The organism is uncultured Porphyromonas sp. (genome assembly GCF_947254915.1).
Classification (GTDB): Bacteria; Bacteroidota; Bacteroidia; order Bacteroidales; family Porphyromonadaceae; genus Porphyromonas.
Genome location: NZ_CAMYEZ010000009.1, coordinates 1 through 16,729, shown reverse-complemented (window position 1 = coordinate 16,729; position 16,729 = coordinate 1). Strand labels below are relative to the sequence as shown.

12 protein-coding genes and 1 riboswitch are annotated in these 16,729 nt (G+C 51.6%); of the genes, 6 read left to right on the top strand and 6 right to left on the bottom strand.

Translation table 11 applies throughout. The features are described from left to right. Positions 1-34: 34 nt before the first annotated feature. Positions 35-670, bottom strand: a complete 636-nt coding sequence (gene ribB, locus Q0X57_RS01365; protein WP_297726574.1) for a 3,4-dihydroxy-2-butanone-4-phosphate synthase — start codon at positions 668-670, stop codon at positions 35-37. 103 nt (positions 671-773) lie between these two features. Continuing rightward, positions 774-894, bottom strand: a riboswitch (FMN riboswitch). A gap of 108 nt (positions 895-1,002) precedes the next feature. On the opposite strand from ribB, the gene nspC reads away from it, so the two are divergent. The 6 genes from nspC (at position 1,003) to nhaA (ending at position 11,057) form a co-directional block, all read left to right on the top strand. Next, on the top strand, positions 1,003-2,169 hold the full coding sequence (nspC, locus tag Q0X57_RS01360; protein WP_297726571.1) for a carboxynorspermidine decarboxylase: 1,167 nt from the start codon (positions 1,003-1,005) through the stop codon (positions 2,167-2,169). Positions 2,170-2,198: 29 nt separating this feature from the next. Beyond that, positions 2,199-3,158 (top strand): signal recognition particle-docking protein FtsY, encoded by a 960-nt coding sequence (ftsY, locus tag Q0X57_RS01355; protein ID WP_007365033.1) that lies wholly within the window; start codon positions 2,199-2,201, stop codon positions 3,156-3,158. Between the two features lie 18 nt (positions 3,159-3,176). Then, positions 3,177-4,508: a 30S ribosomal protein S12 methylthiotransferase RimO gene (gene rimO, locus Q0X57_RS01350; protein ID WP_297726568.1), complete on the top strand. Its 1,332-nt coding sequence runs from the start codon at positions 3,177-3,179 to the stop codon at positions 4,506-4,508. Continuing rightward, positions 4,505-5,773, top strand: a complete 1,269-nt coding sequence (locus tag Q0X57_RS01345) for a hypothetical protein (protein ID WP_297726565.1) — start codon at positions 4,505-4,507, stop codon at positions 5,771-5,773. Before rimO ends, Q0X57_RS01345 begins: the two co-directional genes overlap by 4 nt. 71 nt (positions 5,774-5,844) lie before the next feature. Further along, complete coding sequence (locus Q0X57_RS01340) at positions 5,845-8,835, top strand: hypothetical protein (RefSeq protein WP_297726562.1); 2,991 nt, start codon at positions 5,845-5,847, stop codon at positions 8,833-8,835. An 857-nt stretch (positions 8,836-9,692) separates the two neighbouring features. Next, positions 9,693-11,057: a Na+/H+ antiporter NhaA gene (gene nhaA, locus Q0X57_RS01335; protein ID WP_297726559.1), complete on the top strand. Its 1,365-nt coding sequence runs from the start codon at positions 9,693-9,695 to the stop codon at positions 11,055-11,057. Between the two features lie 95 nt (positions 11,058-11,152). Here the strand turns inward: nhaA and Q0X57_RS01330 are convergent, their stop codons facing one another. The 5 genes from Q0X57_RS01330 to gltX form a co-directional block, all read right to left on the bottom strand. Further along, positions 11,153-11,887 carry a response regulator transcription factor gene (locus Q0X57_RS01330; protein WP_297726557.1) on the bottom strand — a complete coding sequence of 245 codons (735 nt, stop codon included), beginning with the start codon at positions 11,885-11,887 and terminating at the stop codon, positions 11,153-11,155. 74 nt (positions 11,888-11,961) lie between these two features. Then, positions 11,962-13,551, bottom strand: a complete 1,590-nt coding sequence (locus Q0X57_RS01325; protein ID WP_297726554.1) for a HAMP domain-containing sensor histidine kinase — start codon at positions 13,549-13,551, stop codon at positions 11,962-11,964. Between the two features lie 54 nt (positions 13,552-13,605). Then, positions 13,606-14,181, bottom strand: coding sequence for a histidine phosphatase family protein (locus Q0X57_RS01320; protein WP_297726551.1), 576 nt, complete (start codon positions 14,179-14,181; stop codon positions 13,606-13,608). Between the two features lie 61 nt (positions 14,182-14,242). Continuing rightward, positions 14,243-14,704, bottom strand: coding sequence for a S4 domain-containing protein (locus Q0X57_RS01315; protein WP_297726548.1), 462 nt, complete (start codon positions 14,702-14,704; stop codon positions 14,243-14,245). A 53-nt stretch (positions 14,705-14,757) separates the two neighbouring features. After that, positions 14,758-16,290 carry a glutamate--tRNA ligase gene (gene gltX, locus Q0X57_RS01310; protein WP_297726545.1) on the bottom strand — a complete coding sequence of 511 codons (1,533 nt, stop codon included), beginning with the start codon at positions 16,288-16,290 and terminating at the stop codon, positions 14,758-14,760. Between the last annotated feature and the right edge of the window lie 439 nt (positions 16,291-16,729).

The following is a 16,729-nucleotide window of genomic DNA, read 5'->3' as shown; positions in this document are numbered from 1 at the left end:
GTCTCCTTTTCTATTGGTCTTGCTGACTGTCGTTTTAGCTTTGCTGGCGGTAGGCAACGATATCCTCAATCGTGAGGACTGGCATATCGTGCGCTGCGCCAAACTTCTGAATCTCTGGCATACGTGCCATCGTCCCATCCTCGTTGGTTAGCTCACAGAGGATGGCCGTATCGCCTAGTCCCGCAATGGAGACTATATCTATACTACCCTCCGTATGTCCTCGACGCTCGAGCACGCCACCCTCTTTGGCTTGTAGCGGGAAGACGTGTCCTGGATGCACTAAGTCCTCTGGCTTGGCCTCGGCTCGTGCAGCCGTCGTGATGGTGACGTAGCGGTCATGTGCCGAGACACCTGTCGTGACCCCTTCCTTGGCCTCTATAGAGATTGTGAAGGCAGTGTTGTTCACACAAGTATTGTGCTGTACCATCTGAGGGAGGTTGAGCTCCTGGCACTTCTTCGGCTTGAGGCAAAGGCAGATGATGCCACTGCACTCACGGATCATCAGTGCGATGTTTTGTGGAGTAAGTCTCTCTGTGGAGAAGATGATGTCGCCCTCGTTCTCACGGTTTTCATCATCTACGAGTAGGATGCCACGCCCATCTCTGAGGGCTTGGACGGCAGCTTGGATGCGAGCCTCTACGGCTGGGGAAATTGTTTTGGTCTGTCCCATTTCCTTGTTACTTTGAGTTTATATAAAAAGCACGAGGATCTGTGGTACACAAAAGTAGATGCGTCGACCTGTAAAGCCGAAGCCCCGACAGGGTCAGTGGCATCTTGATTCGAATACCATCCGGACTATCACCGTCGGTTATGGAGTTACACCATATCAGTCCCGCTATGGGAGTTGTGGACTATACCACCGGTAAGGAATTGCACCTCTCCTCTTGAATCAGTCGCAAAGGTACAAAAAAGCCACCTATCGTCATAGTCATCAGGAGCGATGTCGGGGCGCTTTTTGGTGCTACTCTTGCTATTTAGTATCTTTGCAGGAGATTAAGTACAATGCTCTCTATGCAACCCCACAAGATTACCACACCCTACTACCTACTAGAGGAGTCTCTCCTGAGACGCAACCTAGAGCTGATACGATCCGTAGCAGAGCGGGCGGGCGTGGAGATTATCTTAGCCTTCAAAGCGTACGCTCTCTGGCGCACCTTCCCTATATTTAAGGAGTACATCCACGCCAGCACGGCTAGTTCTCCGTGGGAGGCTCGCCTAGGCTACGAGGAGATGGGAGCACCCGTGCATGCCTACACGCCAGCCTACAGTGAGGAGAATATAGCGGACTTCGTGCGCTACAGTAGTCACATCACGCTCAACTCGTCCACCCAGTGGCAGCGCTTCGGACCCGCCTCACCTTACGCAGCCGAGCATATCTCTTACGGTCTGCGGCTAAACTTAGCTTACTCGCCTGTCAAGACCGAGATCTACAACCCCGCCATGCCAGGGACACGCTTCGGCGTGAGTGCCGAGACGCTACGACAGATGGAGGAAGAGGGTGCTTTGACAGGACTAGAAGGTGTGCATCTGCATGTCCTCTGCGAAGGCGATGACGAGCAACTAGAGTTAGTGCTGGAGCGTCTCGAAGAGCGCTTTGGCTTTATCCTAGATAAGGTGCAGTGGCTCAACCTCGGTGGCGGACACTTGATGACACATCGGGAGTACGATACGGAGCATCTGGTGGTGTTGCTACGAGATTTCCGTGAGCGACACCCCAACTTGCGAATTATTATGGAGCCAGGCAGTGCTTTCGCTTGGCAGACGGGCGACCTCTACGCTCAGGTGGTGGACATTGTCACCAACGATGGCATCAAGACGGCTATTATGAACGTCTCCTTCGCCTGCCACATGCCTGACTGTCTTGAGATGCCCTACCATCCAGTCGTGGAGGGGGCAACACACTGCGACACGCCCGAGGCTGGCACGCATAGCTACCGTCTAGGGGGCAACAGCTGTCTGAGTGGCGACTATATGGGCTACTGGACCTTTGACCATCCGCTGGAGATCGGCGAGACGCTCGTCCTCAAGGATATGCTACACTACACGACGGTCAAGACGAACATGTTCAACGGTGTACAGCATCCCGCCATTGCGCTGCGTCATCTCGATGGCTCCGTGGAGACGCTCCGTAGCTTTGACTACTCGGACTACAAGTCTCGCATGGACTAATCATTTAACCTAAAAGAAAGAGACCAACTATGGGACTATTCGGACTATTCTCAAAGAAGAAGAAAGAGACACTCGACACAGGTCTAGAAAAGAGCAAGACCTCTATGGTAGACAAGCTGACTCGTGCCGTAGCTGGCAAGAGCAAGGTCGACGATGCAATCCTCGACGACCTGGAGGATATACTCGTGACGAGTGATGTGGGCGTGGACACGACTCTCAAGATCATCAAGCGTATCGAAGAGCGTGTAGCTCGGGACAAATATGTCGGCACGAGCGAGCTCAAAAGCATCCTGCGTGACGAAGTGGCGGCACTTCTTGCAGAGAATGGCACGACCGATGGGGAGAGCTTCACACTCCCTGCCGAGGCGCATCCTTACGTCATCATGGTCGTTGGCGTCAACGGTGTGGGCAAGACAACCACAATCGGCAAGCTCGCCTATCAGTTCAAGCAGCAGGGCAAGCGCATCGTACTGGGCGCTGCGGACACCTTCCGTGCAGCCGCCATCGAGCAGCTAGAGATATGGGGAGAGCGTGTCGGCGTGCCAGTCATCAAGCAGCAGATGGGCTCGGATCCCGCTTCGGTAGCCTTTGACACGTTACAGTCGGCCGTCGCTCAGAATGCCGACGTAGTCATCATCGACACGGCTGGTCGTCTGCACAACCAAGTGAGCCTGATGAACGAGCTCTCTAAGATCAAGCGTGTCATGGCGAAGGTAGTACCCGATGCGCCTCACGAAGTACTCCTCGTCCTCGATGGCTCTACGGGTCAGAACGCCTTTGAGCAGGCAAAGCAGTTTACCGCAGCCACCGATGTCTCTGCCCTCGCCATCACGAAGCTTGATGGAACGGCAAAGGGAGGTGTCGTCATAGGTATCTCCGACCAATTTAAGGTGCCAGTCAAGTATATCGGACTAGGCGAAAAGATTGAGGACTTGCAAGTCTTTCGCAAGCGTGAGTTCGTCGACTCCATCTTTGGCGATGAGCTTTAGTCCAGTAGTAGCTCTGCGATGATTGCCAACCAAATCGATGTCATCAGTCTAGGGTGCTCTAAGAACCTCGTTGACTCCGATGCGCTTATGCGTCGGCTCGCACAGTTCGGCTACACGCTACGTCACGACCCCGAGGAGCTGACTGGCGAGATAGCCGTCGTCAACACCTGTGGCTTCATACAGGCAGCTCAGGAGGAGTCGATCAACCTCATCCTTTCTCTCATTGAGGCAAAGAAAGAGGGGCGCATTCGCTCCGTCTATGTGATGGGTTGCCTGGGCGAACGCTTTCGTGAGGAGCTAACCGCGGAGCTCCCCGAGGTGGACAAGATCTATGGCAAGTATGACTGGAAGCAACTCATCAGCGATCTAGGACCAGCACTCAGCGCAGACAGCGCTACGCCACTATCCTACCGAACGCCTCCGCCTAGCGTCACACCTCAACACTATAGCTACATCAAGATCTCCGAGGGGTGCGACCGCACCTGCTCTTACTGCGCCATCCCGCTCATCACAGGCCGTCATCACTCCCGTCCCATGGAGGAGATAGTCCGAGAGGTCGAGGGGCGCATCTCCGCAGGCTGTCGGGAGTTTCAGATCATCGCTCAGGATAGCACTTATTATGGTGTAGACCTTTACCAAGAGCAAGCCATCGCTCCCCTGCTGGACCGCCTGGCTCAGGTAAAAGGCGTTCACTGGCTCAGACTACACTACGCCTATCCGAACCACTTCCCCATCGCTCTGCTAGATGTGATGGCACAGCATGACAACATCTGCAAGTATCTCGACCTTGCGCTCCAGCACAGTAGCAATCATATGCTTCAGCTGATGCGTCGGCAGATAACCCGTGAGGAGACCGTCGCTCTGCTAGAGCGCATTCGCAAGCAAGTGCCCAGCATCGCCCTGCGTACCACGATGATGGTCGGGCATCCAGGAGAGACGGACGAAGACTTTGCCGACCTCCTTGACTTCGTTAGCCAAATGCGCTTCGAGCGACTTGGCGCTTTCCAATACTCACACGAGGAGGGCACCTATGCCTACAAGCACTACCAAGACGATGTCCCGCCAGAGGTCAAGCAGGAGCGCTACGATGCCCTAATGTCTCTTCAAGCAAACATCTCTGCCAGCGTCAATAGCCGTAGAGTCGGCACCTCGCTGGAGGTAGTCGTTGACCGAGAGGAAGAAGGCTACTACGTTGGTCGCACCCAGTACGACTCTCCCGAGGTGGACGGCGAAGTGATACTCAGTAGCGACCGCCCGCTCAGTGTCGGCTCCTTCTACCGAGCTGAGATCACAGGCGTAGAGGAGTACGACCTCATCGCAACCACATCCCCAGAGCATCTCATCCTATGATTACGACCGAACAGTGGCTCCTCGAGGTCGCCGAGCAGAGCCAGCTCGCACAGACCACCTGCCAGCAACTATGGAGCGACCTCACCTCGCTACTCATCGGGCGACTCACTCAGGGGAGCACTAGCTATATGCGTAGCGTCGGCTTATGGTCCGCTGAGAGCCACAGCGCCCGCATCGCCCTACTGCCTAGTGGCGAGCGCTACTTGATGCCCCCAAGCGTCACGCCACGCATCACCAACCAAGAGCAACCACTCTCTGCCGAGGAGATTGGCGAACTCCTAGCAAAAGGGGCGACCCAGATACCGCAGACCCTCCAAAGCTTCTACGACAGTGTCTCGAAGCTCTTTGAGATGCACGAGCGATTAGGACACACCCTCGAGTGGGCTCCCCTAGGCACCTTCGCACCACAGTCCATAACTGGCGAAGGTGAGAGCAGCGAGACCAGCTACGCCTTCACCCCCTCCGACGAATTGCTCCGACAGGTCAACAAGCCCTTTGAGATGTTTGCCCCCACGCTGCTCAAGGAGGGTGTCCAGTGGCCCGATGTCGAGGAGCAGCCAGCCGAGAGCCTTGAGCAGGCTTGCCCATCCATCATCTCCAGCCGTATCGCCGAGAGCTCAGCCACTCCCTCGCCAGTAGTCACTCCGCCCGCTTGGACACCTCAATCTCAAGCCGAAACTCCCGCTACCCCACCACCGCCTCCCTTCTCAGCTAGCGAAAGCAACGAAGCAAAGGCTGTCGTCGCCACGCCACCACCTTATCGAAGAGAGGAGCCACAAGAGCACAAGCCTCGCAAGCTATGGCTTTGGATCGTCATCCCGCTAGTCGCTGTCCTAGCGATGGCGCTGTTGCTATGGTTCTTCGTCTTCGGCAAGCAAGAGATGCCGAGCTCCCGCACCACGCCCCCGCCCAGCACGATGATACCCATCGAGACGACTCCGACGATAGATACCATCGCACCCATTGATAGCGTCGCGCCACCAGCAGATACGACCGCCCAGCCGGAGATACTCACCACTGTGACCCTTGGCAATGGCGACTATCTAGCACGCTATGCCCGTCGCTACCTCGGTCGTAGTGAGTACTGGATCTACATCTACCTCGCTAATAAGGAGCAGATCAAGGATCCCGACAATATTCCCCTCGGCACCGAGATCAAGATACCCACACCTCAGAGCGTAGGCATCACAGGCAACCAAGAGGCCGACCTCGCTGCGGCAAAGCGCCTCATCCACGACTACTACAGCACTACTCCACAGAGTTAGGCTCCACTAGTCTATCACTTTCCAATTACATACAACTTATCCTATATTACAAATAACTAAACAAGTATGAAATGAAGAAACGCAACTTTCTGCTCTATCTATTTATCTATCTATGCGGTGTGAGTCTACTCACGGCGCAAACGACAGAGATCCAGATTAAGATAGATAAAAAATTTGGTTCTGAAGTCTCAATCTACCCCAAGACCAAGTCTTATGATACCCCTATCCTCATTGATTGGGGAGAGGGCACCATCGAAAGCTACAAGGTTGATCCGAACGCCTCTGGATTCTTTGCCAAAGTCTCTGGAAGCGTCAGGGGCGAAACCATCCGCATCCTCTCTAGCCTCACCAGCTTAGACGCTTCGGGGCTAGAGATAACCTCCTTTACCGCTACAGGACAGACAGAGCTCAAGTATCTAGACCTCTCTAAGAATAAGCTGACAAAGGATAACTTTGCGCTCAACGAAGACGCCCCACTAGAGAACCTTAACCTTAGAGAGAACGACTTCACCGTCCTAGACTTACGCCCCTACAAAGGGCTGGTCTCTATCGACATATCTAAGAATCCTAAACTAGGCTCCATCCTCGTCCCAGACCCCTGTACGACTCTAGAGCGCATATCGGCTGATGAATGCGACATCAGTCACTTCTACCCCGTCTCTCTTCCATCACTCACGACGCTATCTCTAAAGAGCAACTCACTGATGGACCTTGAGATTGGAGACAAGTATCCCAAGCTCGCCAATCTAGACATCACGCACAATCAAATATCTGCACTTGATGTCACAAAGCTCCCCCTACTATATAAGTTGGAGATCAACTATAACAACATCTCTGCTATAAACCTCAGGAACAACCCTGAGCTGACCAATCTCTTCTGTAGCAAGAACCAGCTCACGAATCTAGATCTATCGGCAAATGGCAAGCTCACCAGCCTCGCTTGTGACAGCAATGCCCTGACAGCACTTGACGTATCTATGCTCTCGAAGCTAACCTCGCTAAGCTGTGCTGGCAATAAGATTCCGCTACTAGACCTCTCGCAGGCAACTTATATGAACCGCCTCACAGCTCATAGCAATCAGCTCACCTTCCTAGATCTCAGCGCTTGCACTCAGCTACAATACCTAGATATCCGCTTTAACCCGACGATGACACCCTGTGCCATCAACTATATGCTACGCTCTATGTGGGATAATCCACGCAAGGCTTGGAGCGCGAATCTACTGCTCAAGGGATCTAATGCAGAGACCTCTGATCCAGAACTTATCAAAGAAAACTGGAAGGCTGACGTCGAGGGCGATGGCAAAGCAAAGTGTGACAAAGTCTCTGTGACACTTACTCAGACTGTGGGCAAGGTCACACTCCTAGAGCGTATGATAGACTCTGATCAGTCACTCAAGCCCATCGGTGAGAGCGTCCTCGCAGGCACCCCACTCTATGTTCAGATTGACGAAACCCCTGAGGGTATGGAGTACCTCGGAGTCAAGGTGAATGGTACACTCATCAAGGAGCGCATATTTGTTGTCTCCAAAGCCACCACCGTAGAGCCACTCTTCGTCAATCCGCCAAGGATACAGCTCGGCACTAAGGCGGGACAGGAGATTACCTTTACACTAGCAGCTCCTCAAGAGGACACAGAGGTTCTCATTGACTGGGGTAATGGTGTACCTCAGCGTAAGGTCATCGGTCAGTCCATAAGTAGCTTTGAGGGCAAAGCTCTAGGTACGTACATCAAGATCCTAGGCTCATTTGCCCAGGCTGACTTCTCCAGCTATCCTGGACCTGGACAGGGAAACGACAACAAGTTTAGCAGTATCAAGCTTGTACAGCCTGACCTAAGAGTCCTCTATACCTATATGAATCCTATCGGCTCCATCGATCTGAAAGAGTGTCCTAATCTCACGCTCCTTGATGTAGCCTATACAGGGATCTCTGAGCTAGACCTCTCACACAGCACTAAGATAGAGACGCTCCTATGCTATGGGAACACGATCACTACGCTTGATCTATCTAAGCTGACAGAACTAACGAAGCTAGACGCAAAGAAGAATCAGCTCTCTAGCATCAATCTATCCTCTAGCGTCAAGCTTGGCTATCTAGACCTGCAGGACAATCAGCTCTCTGAGATAGACCTATCTAAGCTCAAGAGCCTTAGCACACTAGCACTCGGAGCCAACAAACTTACTAAGCTAGACTTAACTAACCAGTCTGAGGTTGAGACGCTCCTCGTAAATAACAATCAACTCAAGAAGCTAGATCTCTCTAAGCTTACGAAGCTAGCTACACTATACTGTTATACCAATCAGCTCACCAAGCTTGATCTATCTAATCAACCTCAGTTACAGATGCTACACGCCTACGGCAACAAGCTCACAGCTTGTGAGGTCAACGACCTCTACGCCTCTCTCTGTAGCTATCCCAAGGGGGTCAAACTTCAGACGCCCTACAGCCTTTACATTACCGAAGACAAGAGCGATCCAGACAACGATGCCAAGCATGCTGATCCCGTAATCGCTACGATCAAGGGATGGCGCGTGAATACTGAAGGCGATGCCTCTGGATGTGATCAGGTCTACGTAGAGGTCGCCCCCACCACTCATGGTACAGTCAAACTCGCAGACAAGCAAGGCAATGAGATCAAGCCAGTATGGAACTCGCTCCCCACACACCTAGGCTACCACAAGGTTAGCAAGGGACAGGAGCTAAACCTCGTCATCAAGCCCGAAGAGGGCTATACGATAGATCGCCTCACTGCCAATGGCGAGCCGATCTCTGGCACCAGCATAAAGCCACAGCGCTACACACGTGTCAATGCCACCTTCAAGCTGACCAATGCCGTGATCGCTCCTACGCAGAGCCACTGCATAGCTGTCTCCGCTGAGGGTATCACCACGCTAGCAGACCTAGCTATGCTGACCATCTTTACGATGGATGGCCATACGTACTACCATAAGCCCATCGTCAGAGGCGAGCTGGTCGCCTTGCCACAAGGTAGCTATCTCGTCACCGCACAGGCTGGCGCAGCTGATGAGGTTGAGGTGATACGGGTGCTAATTCCCTAGTTAATAGCGATTAAACCACCATTTAGTACCCACTAAATAAAGCTTTCCCCAAGGAAGCTGCCGAATGAAGAAGGCGATCTGAGGATGCTCGGGTCGCCTTCTTTTGTGTGACGGACATGTCATACCGAAAGTAGGTCAGAAAACTTTCGTTTCCCGGTCTACTCAATTGACCTTGAGGTCGGAATGGAGACTGTTGCAAGAGTCAACAGTCTCACAATCTTGCTTGCAAGATTGTCCTGACTTTGCAGAAAGGATGAAGCGCAAGGCGCTGAGGGTGAGGTCTGAAGGGAGCATACCTCCGTATGTGACCGAAGCCGAATCCCGAAAGCAACACAGCGATTCGCCTTTATGCAACAGTCTCGAATGGGTTGAGTCTCGCTACGTGGCGCTATAGCCTCACGCTATAGCTACTGCTACATATCCGTTGATCCCAATCTCTCCCGAGGAAATCCCAAATAGCTCCCGAGGAAGCAAGAGTTCTCTACGGAGGGGCGAAATAAAACTTCGGAAGAATGAAATGAAAGTTCGGAAGAAAGATTCCAAAGTTCGGGAGAATTTGCCGTTTGCTCCCTGGAGAATCTCAATTTCCTCGGTAGAAAGCCCGTTTCTTCGGGAAGTAATCGAACTAGGTCAAGGAGAGCTCACCACCATAAATACGGGGAAATGTAATTCCAATCGGATGAAACTGGAGTTTCATACGGATGAAACGGGAGTTTTATGCGTATGAAAATCTTTTGCCACCTAGAGGGGACAAACGACAAAGCGGGGGAGCGTGGCAGTTCGTGCGTACCTAAATCTTGCTGAGTGCGCAAAAAAGGCGTAACTTTGAAGCCGTAACAACTAAGTAATCATAGAGTATGTCTCAAACTAGTGGTATCCTAAGACCAGTCAGGCGGTTCACCATTCGTAAGGTGGACTCGTCTGTCGTACTTTTTCTCGCAACCATCGTGGCTCTTATCGTGGCAAATAGCCCGCTCAGAGAGCTATACCACACGCTGCTCGCTATACCGATCAACCTGAACGTCCTGGGGCTGGACATCTTTCAGGCTCATGGCGAGCCGATGAGCTTCTTGGTTTTTGCCAATGATGTCCTGATGGTTTTCTTCTTCTTTGTCGTCGGACTAGACATCAAGCAACAGCTACTCGTGGGCGAGCTCTCCTCGGTCAAGAAGGCTATGATGCCTGTCGTGGGGGCTATAGGCGGTATGATTATGCCGATCATCCTCTTCTGGCTGATCGCTCCTGCGGGCGACGCAAGCCGAGGTGCAGCTATCCCGATGGCTACGGATATAGCCTTCGTACTGGCTGTACTGATGGTACTCAAGGATCATGTGCCAGTCTCGCTACGTGTCTTTATGACTACGCTAGCGGTGGCTGACGATATAGGCGGTATCATCGTGATAGCGCTCTTTTACTCTACGGGGATTAACCTGCTGATGCTCGGTCTGGGCCTCGCTGTCGTTGCTATCCTAGCGCTCCTAGGTCGTGCGGGGGTACGCCACATTGGTCTCTATATGATCGGGCTCTTCGTCGTATGGTTTTTCTTCTTACAGAGCGGTATCCACACGACTATCGCTGGCGTGATGGTGGCTCTAGCGATGCCTATGACCACGTCTGTGTCTCGTCATCAGCTGGGTAGCCTTGCGGGTGCTATCTCTAAGATGCTCCCCTCTGTGGAAAACGCTAAGAAGGGCCAGACGACTCATCTAGAGGGTGCTGACATTGCGATGATCAATAGTCTGCGCCATGCGGCTGCATCGGCTATCCCTCCTGTACAGCGCCTAGAGCATGCGCTCACGGGCTGGGTGAACTACTTGATCCTGCCTGTCTTTGCGTTTGTCAATGCTGGCATTGACTTCTCGACCTTCAGTATGGGCGACATCTCGACGCTCCCCTTTGCGGTCATGCTAGGGCTCTTCATCGGTAAGCCTATGGGTATCTTCCTCTTCACCTATGTCTATATCCTACTGACGCAACATAAGTGGAGCGATGGGGTCTACCCAGCGATGCTCTTTGCGGTATCTATATTGGGTGGTATCGGCTTTACGGTCTCCATGTTTATCGCCAGCCTGTCGTACGATGTGCACCTTCATCTGGACTGGCTCAGCGAGGCTAAGCTGGGCATCCTGACGGGTAGCCTTATCTCTGGTATCGTGGGCTATATCACGGTGCTGGCTGTGGGTAATAGACACCAACGGAAGAAGGCTAAACAAGCAAACTAAGCTACAGCCTAAACTAATATAAAAGCAAGTGGCGACGAAGGTCTCTCGAGAAACCTCCGTCGCCACTTATCTTGTGATAGTCAGACTAGATAAAACTAGACTTTCTTGATCTGATCCTCACTGATCTCCTTGATAGGCGTGACAAGACGATACCCCTTGCCGTGTACGTTCTTGATCTCAAGAGTGGGATCCACCTTGAGTATCTTGCGGAGCTTGGTCACATAGACGTCCATACTACGTGCATTGAAGTAGTTGGAGTCAGACCAAATCGTCTTCAGCGCATACTCTCTCTCGAGGGTCTCATTGGCATAAACGCAGAAGAGCGTCAGTAGCTCATTCTCCTTTGTAGTCAGCGTGAAGACCTGCCCATCTTCAGTCGTTAAGGACTGCTTCTTAGTATCGTAGAGGAGCTTGCCTAGCTGATAGAACTGTTGCTGCTCATCATGTCCATCACCGATGATGCGACGCATAATGGCCTCCATACGCGCCTCTAGCTCTTGCATACTAAAGGGCTTCGTGATGTAGTCGTCAGCCCCAAGCTTGAAGCCTGCTAGGATGTCCTTCTTCTGGTCCTTTGCGGAGATGAAGATAATAGGAATCTCTGGCTCAAGGGTACGAATCTCCTTCGCCAGCTCAAATCCATCCATCTTAGGCATCATAATGTCAATGAGGCAGAGCTCATACTTATTCTGGCGAAAAGCCTCTAGCCCCATCTCTCCATCTGTAAAGAGGTCTACTTCATACCGCTTGGCTATAAGATACTCCTGAAGCATAAGGCCTAAGCTCTCATCGTCTTCACAGAGGAATACTCTAATCTCTTTGTTGTTCATAGCTATTGTTTGATTTGTTCTAAATTATCCAATTTACTTTTAGTTAGATGTTTGTAGACACGAAGAGTTTACTTCTACCTGTCCACTGTCTTTGCCTTACTACTCGTTATGTAAGGTATGCGTAGGGACATTTTGGTGCCGACACCGAGCTTGCTAAAGACTTTGACCTCACCTCCCATAGCCTGGATGGCTCGCTGCACATAGGCAAGACCGAGACCAAAGCCCTTGACATCGTGGCGGTCGCCCGTATGGACCCGATAAAACTGATCAAAGATATGAGCCCTATCTTGCCGAGAGATACCAATCCCATTGTCCTGTATATCTATGATTAGATTGCTGTCATCGCTATGCGTGCTAAGCGTGATAATCGGTGGTGTATCCTCTTTGCGATACTTCAGACTATTGTCTATCACGTTGGATATGACGTTCTGAAAGGCAATCTTGTCACACATAAGCGTATGGTGCTCAGCCTCTAGAGCTAGGACTAGCTCGCCATGAGCATTTGTAAGCTTCATAGCATAGGCACTACTTAGGTCTTTAATCTCCTCATGAGCGTCAAGCTCCACAGGATAACTCTTGAGTACCCCTCGCTCCATCATCGAAGACTGCAAAACTTGATCTACGAGTAGCGTGAGACGGTCTACCTCCTTGAGCATCGTCTGGGTGATACGCTGACGTCGCTCCTCCGACTGATGCAGAGAGGGATCCTCAAGCATCTCACACGCTAGGCGGATGGAGCTCACGGGTGTCTTGAGCTCATGCGTCATATTGCTGACGAAGTCTTTACGCTCCCGCAAGTAGTGCTTGTGTCGTAAGAGGATAGCGACAGCTAGTACGCTAAGAGCTATAATCACGAGTAGCGTACCAGCAGATGGCAACGTGTAGATGAGTGTGCCCATATGACGGCTATGCTCTGTAAAGATGAGCTCAATATAAGGTAACTCCTGATCTCCAAGCGGTGAGTCTAGATAACCGTTGGACTGAACGAATAAGTCTCTCCGCAACACTAGAGGAGCCTTGTAAGATCGGTCACCAGTATCAGCGACAGTGGTATAAGCCACTTGCCCCTGGCTATCATAAAGCGTAAACTCAAAGGTCTCTGTAATACCTACCTGTGCTAGCTCATGCACTAACGCTCTCTGCAGGAACTCTACATTGACCCGCTGGCGGAGTGGCTGATTATTACACTGGAGTATGGTGCGTAGGACAGTCTCATCAAGGAGACTACGATGGTAGAAGTAGGTGTTGAGTAGCTTGCTCTGCAAAGCTTTCGTATGCTCTTTACTCTGTCTATTCACACGAGCCTCTGCCCATGGCGGACAGGTAGCACGCTCAGCATTGCCGTAGCCATTCCACACTTCGCTACCGTCAGACATATAGCTTGAGGAGAAAGCACTGGATGCAATGACTGAGTGCTGGAGCGTATCATCAATCAGACCTAAGCGCTGCACATCATCCTGCGTGAGTAGTGAGCGTAACTGGCGCTCCACCTCATCTTGCTCCAGCGAGCGGGACACCTCGTCTAGAGCTCTCTGAGCCAAAGTCTCAAAGTAGTCATTGTAAAGCTCAGAAACATACCTAAAGTTGCGTAACTGCAACAATATAGTTACCGTAGCTATGGCTACAAGCAAGACGATTATGGTTGAAATAATTCGCTTCTCCATATCAGCAGTCACTTTATCTTGACGTTCCTTCCGAATAGAAGCCTAAAGCCTCCATCAGAGCTTGACTTGGTCTATATGTATAAGGTCGTCTAGCTCGATCATCGTCACACTCCCATAGGGTAGAATCTGAGCAAAAGCTTCTTGTAGAGAGATGCGCCCTGCCATCGCTCGCACAGCATTGATAACACCACCATGCGAGAAGAGCAATACTCGCTGAGTTCCAGATCTGTAGAGCTCATCAAGTAGATTAGCAACACGCTGAGCCAAGTCACGGAGAGACTCACCCCTAGGGGCTGGTCGATCAATGAAGTACTCAAAGAAGGCTGACACCTCTTGCTCTGCCTCTAGGATGCTAGTCCAGTGCTGTCCCTCCCAGTCGCCAAAGTTCATCTCCTTCAGGCGATCGTCCACCTCTATATCAATTCCCTCGGGTACGCAATAGTGTGCCAACCGTAGCGCACGAGAGAGTGGGCTGGAGAGGATGCGATCATAGAGAGACAGATCTATCTGAGCAGCCACACGAGGAGCTTCCTCCTCAAATGTAGCTGCCAGCGGTATATCTGTATTGCCATAGCAGACGACCTGCCACTCGGGCGCCACTGCCGTATGTCTGACCAACGTGATCTGCATCCTTTCGTACTCTTACTCTTTTCTACTTATTCATATCCAGCGACATGATAGGTGATGAGGCTCACCACCTATCGTCACCGTTAAAGTCTTTGCCTCGATTGTCACGCCGACGACCATAGGTATCACCCCCCTTAGCTTTGTAAGGTTTATTGCCCTTGGTATGTCCCTTGGACTCTCTAGGCTCCTCGCCATATCGGTCTGACCTCATTCTCTTAGGACCAGACTTAGCAGGGCGATTAGAGTGGCCTCCACCTCGTGGGGAGTACTCTCGAGTAGCCTCTCTCGTCTCTCGGTCCTCCTGCTGAGCCTCTAGGTAGTGCTTCATCGAGAGAGCCTCACGCAGGATGTCATTGACAGGGAGCTCCTCGCCGTCTAGCGTGACGATATCGTCTTCTACCACGATATCAGTTAGCTCAGCCCGCTCGCCATTGAGCATAACACGTCCAGCGACGATGTACTTCTCCACTTCACGGCGCGATCCGATACCAGCATCGCTCAGAAGTTTGTTGATACGCAAACTCATGATTCAGTTGTTATATCTAAAGTTTAATTCATTGATTACTGCGGTACAAGTAGCTATAGGTGGATCTCCTCTATAGCCCGCTGGATACGTCGCACACTCTCGGGGATACCTAGCAGGTGGATGATCTCATGGATACGCGCTCCACGCGGTTCGCCCACGAGCGCCATACGTATACCATTCATCACCTTGCCCATAGGGAGTTCATCACCATTGATCTTATCGTAGAGTGCTTGCTCGATCGTCTCTAGCGAAGCATCACTCGGGAGCCCCTCCAGGAGCGTGATCATCTGCTGTAAGTAGCCAGGCGTCTCCGCCTTCCAGTGCTTCTTAAGCCCCTTAGCATCATACTCTGTAGGCGCCACAAAGAAGTAGAGCACCTCCGGAAGTAAGTCTGGGAGTAGCTGCGCCTTATCACGTATCGTCAGGAGTACGTCTCGCAGCTGCTCATCAGTAGGGTTCAAGCCGCGCTCGCTCAGAGCAGGGCGAAGGTATGCGACGAGCCGCTCTACGGGGACGATCTGTATGTACTGGTGGTTGAACCACTTGGCCTTTTCAAAGTCAAAGCGTGCACCACTCTTACTACAGCGATCTAGCGAAAAGGCGGAGATCAGCTCAGACGAGATAGGCTTTTGCGGATCTGCAAAGAGTTCTTGATCGGTTCCAGGATTCCACCCCAGTAGAGCTAGGAAGTTGCTCACAGCCTCTGGTAGATACCCCTGCTCGCGATAGCCCATTGATATAGAGCCATCCTCAGGGCTGCGCCACTCCAATGGGAAGACTGGGAAGCCTAGCTTATCGCCATCACGCTTGCTCAGTTTACCACTCCCCTGAGGTTTCAAGAGGAGCGACAGATGGGCAAACTGTGGCATCGAGTCCTGCCAGCCGAAAGCCTCGTAGAGTAAGACATGTAGCGGAGCACTAGGAAGCCACTCCTCACCACGGATCACATGCGTGATCTGCATCAAGTGGTCATCTACAATGTTGGCTAGATGGTAGGTAGGCAGGTCATCGGCACTCTTGTAGAGAACCTTGTCGTCTAGTTGTGTAGAGCTGATGACCACCTTGCCACGGATCAAGTCATTGACCTCAACCTCTCGGTTTGGGTCTACCTTAAAGCGCACCACATACTCCTCGCCAGACTCTAGCAGACAAGTCACCTCCTCGCTAGAAAGCGAAAGACTATTGCGCATCTTAGAGCGAGTCGTAGCATCATAGCTAAAGTTGGGCATCTCCTGCCGTGCCTGCTCCAGCTCCTCCACAGTGTCAAAAGCATAGTAAGCAGCACCACGCTCTATGAGCTGCTGCACATACTCACGATAGATCTCCCGTCTCTCACTCTGGCGATAGGGACCGTAAGGCTGATTGTCACTGCCTATACCCTCATCGATCTCTATCCCTAGCCACTGTAGAGCCTCAATGATATAGTCTTCAGCTCCAGGCACGAAGCGCTTGCTATCCGTATCCTCTATACGTAGCACCATCGTGCCACCATGATGACGTGCGAAGAGATAATTAAAGAGTGCTGTCCGTGCGCCACCTATATGTAGTGGACCCGTGGGACTAGGTGCAAATCTAACTCGAACCATTCCTATTTTTCCTTTATTGTTGTCTGTTGCTTACTCAGAGCAGTGTCATTTCGTTTCGTATAGTCGTGCACAGGCTCTCAAGGTGCCTCATACCGACTCTTTACAATTATGCCACAAAGATAGCAAAAAGCGATGGACAAAGCGCTTTATACCCCTCTCCTCCATTCTCTAAGGCGCATTTCCACACCTTGATCTATCAGGAGTAAGAGACTTGAGCTGGCTGACGATGCTCCTACACCCAGGTATCTAGAGAAGAAACAGCAAATAGCTCACTGGAAAGTAAATATTCCCCACAGAGACGGGATATAAAAGTTCGGAAGAATGAAATGAAAGTTCGGAAGAATGAAATGAAAGTTCGGAAGAAACAAATCAAAGTTCGGAGGAATTTGCCGTCTCCTCCGTGGCAATTTCGCATTTCTTCGGTAGAAAGTCAGAGCAT

Excerpts from the sequence above, each read along its gene's own strand:
- Q0X57_RS01330 (WP_297726557.1), bottom strand. The coding sequence starts at position 11,887 with ATGAACAACAAAGAGATTAGAGTATTCCTCTGTGAAGACGATGAGAGC.
- Q0X57_RS01345 (WP_297726565.1), top strand. The coding sequence starts at position 4,505 with ATGATTACGACCGAACAGTGGCTCCTCGAGGTCGCCGAGCAGAGCCAG.
- Q0X57_RS01315 (WP_297726548.1), bottom strand. The coding sequence starts at position 14,704 with ATGAGTTTGCGTATCAACAAACTTCTGAGCGATGCTGGTATCGGATCG.
- nhaA (WP_297726559.1), top strand. The coding sequence starts at position 9,693 with ATGTCTCAAACTAGTGGTATCCTAAGACCAGTCAGGCGGTTCACCATT.
- Q0X57_RS01340 (WP_297726562.1), top strand. The coding sequence starts at position 5,845 with ATGAAGAAACGCAACTTTCTGCTCTATCTATTTATCTATCTATGCGGT.
- Q0X57_RS01325 (WP_297726554.1), bottom strand. The coding sequence starts at position 13,551 with ATGGAGAAGCGAATTATTTCAACCATAATCGTCTTGCTTGTAGCCATA.
- rimO (WP_297726568.1), top strand. The coding sequence starts at position 3,177 with ATGATTGCCAACCAAATCGATGTCATCAGTCTAGGGTGCTCTAAGAAC.
- nspC (WP_297726571.1), top strand. The coding sequence starts at position 1,003 with ATGCTCTCTATGCAACCCCACAAGATTACCACACCCTACTACCTACTA.
- Q0X57_RS01320 (WP_297726551.1), bottom strand. The coding sequence starts at position 14,181 with ATGCAGATCACGTTGGTCAGACATACGGCAGTGGCGCCCGAGTGGCAG.
- ftsY (WP_007365033.1), top strand. The coding sequence starts at position 2,199 with ATGGGACTATTCGGACTATTCTCAAAGAAGAAGAAAGAGACACTCGAC.
- gltX (WP_297726545.1), bottom strand. The coding sequence starts at position 16,290 with ATGGTTCGAGTTAGATTTGCACCTAGTCCCACGGGTCCACTACATATA.
- ribB (WP_297726574.1), bottom strand. The coding sequence starts at position 670 with ATGGGACAGACCAAAACAATTTCCCCAGCCGTAGAGGCTCGCATCCAA.